The sequence below is a fragment of the Salinimicrobium oceani genome, from assembly GCF_012037645.1.
Genome location: NZ_JAAVJR010001112.1, coordinates 1 through 358, shown reverse-complemented (window position 1 = coordinate 358; position 358 = coordinate 1). Strand labels below are relative to the sequence as shown.

At 40.2% G+C, this 358-nt stretch carries 1 protein-coding gene; it reads left to right on the top strand.

Translation table 11 applies throughout. The annotated features are described in order from the left end of the window. Positions 1–358, top strand: a 358-nt coding sequence (locus tag HC175_RS21030) for an amino acid--tRNA ligase-related protein (RefSeq protein ID WP_317172386.1), incomplete at both ends; no start/stop codon positions are given.

Here is a 358-nt window from a genome sequence, read left to right as displayed (position 1 = left end):
GGTCAGGTTTACACCTTCGGACCTACTTTTAGGGCAGAAAATTCAAATACCTCCCGCCATCTTGCTGAATTCTGGATGGTGGAACCGGAAATGGCTTTTTGCGACCTTGCCGGAAATATGGATATCGCCGAAGATTTTATAAAGTACGTCCTAAAGTACATTTTAGAGAACTGCAAGGATGATCTTGCTTTCCTTGAAGAACGTTTGGCAAATGAAGACAAGGCAAAACCTGAAGCAGAAAGAAGCCCTATGGGACTTACAGATAAGTTAAGGTTTGTGATAGACAACAACTTCAAAAGAGTAAGCTATACCGAAGCTATTGACATTCTTAAAGATTCAAAACCCAACAAGAAAAAGA